Origin of the sequence: Lamprobacter sp. (assembly GCF_034860625.1) — a bacterium.
Lineage (GTDB): Bacteria > Pseudomonadota > Gammaproteobacteria > Chromatiales > Chromatiaceae > Lamprobacter.
This window is the reverse complement of record NZ_JAYESN010000339.1, coordinates 1-2,612: the sequence shown is the minus strand read 5'-3', so window position 1 is coordinate 2,612 and position 2,612 is coordinate 1. Positions and strand designations below refer to the sequence as shown.

Genomic DNA, 2,612 nt, shown 5'->3' with positions numbered 1-2,612 from the left:
TGGGCGTGTGGCAGCTTCGTGCAGCTCGCCCAGTTCGGCGAGCACTGTGGGCTCCAGCACCTGCTGCGCGGTCTCGAACAGGGTTCGCTCTTCAAAGCGGATGTGGGCATGCAAGGCGTCGCCTAAGCACACCGGGGCATCAGCGGCCCATCACCGGGGCTTCTAATGCTGTCTGTTGGTTCCTAGTTCCCAGCGTCTTTGGTGACGAGCTTCTCGAGGTCGCTCACCTCATCGGCGACTATCAACCCCATCCTCCGACACTTCATAGAGCAGTTCGTGAGGACCACTTCCGACCCGGATCTGCCTCCGGGCGTGCGGACGTGAGCGTCAGCTTCGGGGGCGACACCGGACCTTGCTGCTGGCCCCGCCCCCGTCCTCAAACACGGCACTGCTGGTCGCTGCAACGACCTTTGCGGCGGTGAGACGAATAATCGGTCAGAGGGGCGCTTCAAGTCGGGACCGTCGGGTACAGAGCCCACGCCGAAGAACAGGCATCGAGACTTGCCAATTTTTGCCATTGACGCTACCTTCTCGACATGAGCACCATGAACATCTCTCTCCCAGACTCACTGAAAGCCTACGTCGATGAGCAGGTTTCCGGTCGGCGCTTTGGTACCAGCAGCGAGTACGTGCGCGACCTGATCCGCCGTGATCAGGACCGGCAGCGTCTGCGCGGGCTCCTCCTCGATGGGGCCACGTCTGAACCCGGAGCGGTCGCAGACATGGCCTACTTCGGCACATTACGAGCGCGCGTTCGCAAAGGTAAGGCCGATTGACGACGAAGCAGGTCATACCGCGGCGCCTCGCGATTCGGGACGTCGACGAGATCATCGAGTACTACCTGGAGACGAGCTCGGAAGCCATTGCCCTTGGGTTCGTCGATGCGCTGGAATCGGCCTATGCCGAGATTGGCTCGAACCCCGCGATTGGCTCACCGCGATACGCCTACGAGCTTGAGCTACCGGGCCTGCGGTCATGGCCGCTCAAGCGATACCCCTACCTGATCTTCTACTTGGAACGGGACGCTCATATCGACGTCTGGCGAGTCCTTCATGGCCGTCGAGATGTGCCTCTATGGATGCACGAGCAAGACGAGTCGGAGTGATCCCGGGGCCAGACTTTCAAAAACACATTTTTCGCGGCCGCGTGGCGGACACGTCTGTCTTTTCCTCAACACATTGAGGTGATCTGCGCGTAAGTCCGGACCGCATCGACCGGTTGCGGCGACAGCAGCCGATTGAGGTCTGCGCTGCGCAGCCGAAGGATATAGCCGCGCTTGCCGCCGTTGATGTAGAGCTGCTCGAGCTGCAGGATGCTGCGCTCGCAGTAGACCGGCATCGTGTGGCGTGTCGCAAACGGTGAGGTGCCGCCGACCTGGTAGCCGGAGTGCTTGTCCGCAATCTGCGGTGCGCAGGGCTGAACCCGCTTCGCGCCGATCTGGCGTGCGAGGGCGCCGGTCGCGACCTCGCGATCACCGTGCATCAGCATGATCAACGGCTGCTGCTGTTCGTTTTCCATGATCAGGGTCTTGACTACCAGGTGCTCATCAACGCCCAAGGCTTGTGCAACCTCGGCGGTCCCGCCGCCGGTGTAGGCATAGCAGAAACCGCTGAAGGGGACCTCAGCCTGGCGTAGAAGCCGCACCGCAGCGGTCACAGGTTCTTTGGTTTTTGCCATCTCGATCGCCACCGTTTCAGTTGTCTAACCCGCTTGGAGCAAGGGCCATCAGTGGGCTCAGCCTGTGGCACACTGCTGGCTCGCTGCCGTTGCAGTCAACCCACCGCCTGGAGGCACCTTCTGATCTTGAACGAGCAACCGCCGACGTTTGGGCATCCGCTCTGCATCTACCACACCGATTGCCTGGATGGCTTCTCGGGCGCCTGGGTCGTCGATATGGCGCATGCTGAGACTGGCCTTGAGCTCTATCCCGGCGTTCACCATCAATCGCCGCCTGAGGTGCGAGGACGCGAGGTCATCCTGGTCGATTTCAGCTACAAGCGCGACGTGCTGCTGGCGATGGCGGACGCGGCCGAGCGCATCCTGATCCTCGACCACCATGCCTCCGCTCAGGCCGATCTGGTCGATCTGCCAGCCAACGTGGTGGCCGTCTTCGATATGGAACGCTGCGGCGCCATGATGGCCTGGAATCATTACTTTCCCGATCGACGACCACCGCGCCTGCTGGAGCACGTTCAGGACCGTGATCTCTGGCGCTTCGAACTGCCCGGCACCCGCGAGATCACCGCAACGCTCGACTCCTATCCCTTCTCGCTCATCGAATGGGGCCGGCTCATGTGCGAGGACCCCGAGGAACTGCGCGAGGAAGGCATCCCGCTCCTGCGCCAACGGGATAAGGAGGTGCGGTATCTGGTCGAGACCCTGGCCTATCGCAGCCGCATCGCTGGCTTCGAGGTGCCGGTGATCAACGCCCCCGGCCAGTACAGCTCCGAGATCGGCGCCATCCTCTGTCGCGGTGAGCCCTTTGCCGCCTGCTACCACGACACACCCAGCGGGCGACGCTTCAGCCTGCGCTCGGATGCACAGGGCCTCGACGTCTCCGAGATCGCGTCCCAGTACGGTGGTGGTGGGCATCCGCGCGCTGCGGGGTTTCT

3 protein-coding genes and 1 pseudogene are annotated in these 2,612 nt (G+C 62.5%); 3 read left to right on the top strand and 1 reads right to left on the bottom strand.

What is annotated here, in order from left to right:
• The first annotated feature begins 545 nt into the window (after window positions 1–545).
• Window positions 546–776: a type II toxin-antitoxin system ParD family antitoxin gene (locus tag VBE63_RS27175; protein ID WP_323686115.1), complete on the top strand. Its 231-nt coding sequence runs from the start codon at window positions 546–548 to the stop codon at window positions 774–776.
• A complete protein-coding gene (locus VBE63_RS27170; RefSeq protein WP_323686114.1) occupies window positions 773–1,105 on the top strand; it encodes a type II toxin-antitoxin system RelE/ParE family toxin in 333 nt (110 codons plus the stop codon). Before VBE63_RS27175 ends, VBE63_RS27170 begins: the two co-directional genes overlap by 4 nt.
• Before the next feature lie 65 nt (window positions 1,106–1,170).
• Here the strand turns inward: VBE63_RS27170 and VBE63_RS27165 are convergent, their stop codons facing one another.
• Window positions 1,171–1,677, bottom strand: coding sequence for an aminoacyl-tRNA deacylase (locus VBE63_RS27165; protein WP_323686113.1), 507 nt, complete (start codon window positions 1,675–1,677; stop codon window positions 1,171–1,173).
• A 126-nt stretch (window positions 1,678–1,803) separates the two neighbouring features.
• Between VBE63_RS27165 and VBE63_RS27160 the strand changes: the two are divergent.
• Window positions 1,804–2,612: pseudogene (locus tag VBE63_RS27160) on the top strand (hypothetical protein); the annotation flags it as partial.

Bases quoted from the DNA above. Each gene is read 5' to 3' on its own strand.
- VBE63_RS27175 (WP_323686115.1), top strand. From the start codon at position 546: ATGAACATCTCTCTCCCAGACTCACTGAAAGCCTACGTCGATGAGCAG.
- VBE63_RS27165 (WP_323686113.1), bottom strand. From the start codon at position 1,677: ATGGCAAAAACCAAAGAACCTGTGACCGCTGCGGTGCGGCTTCTACGC.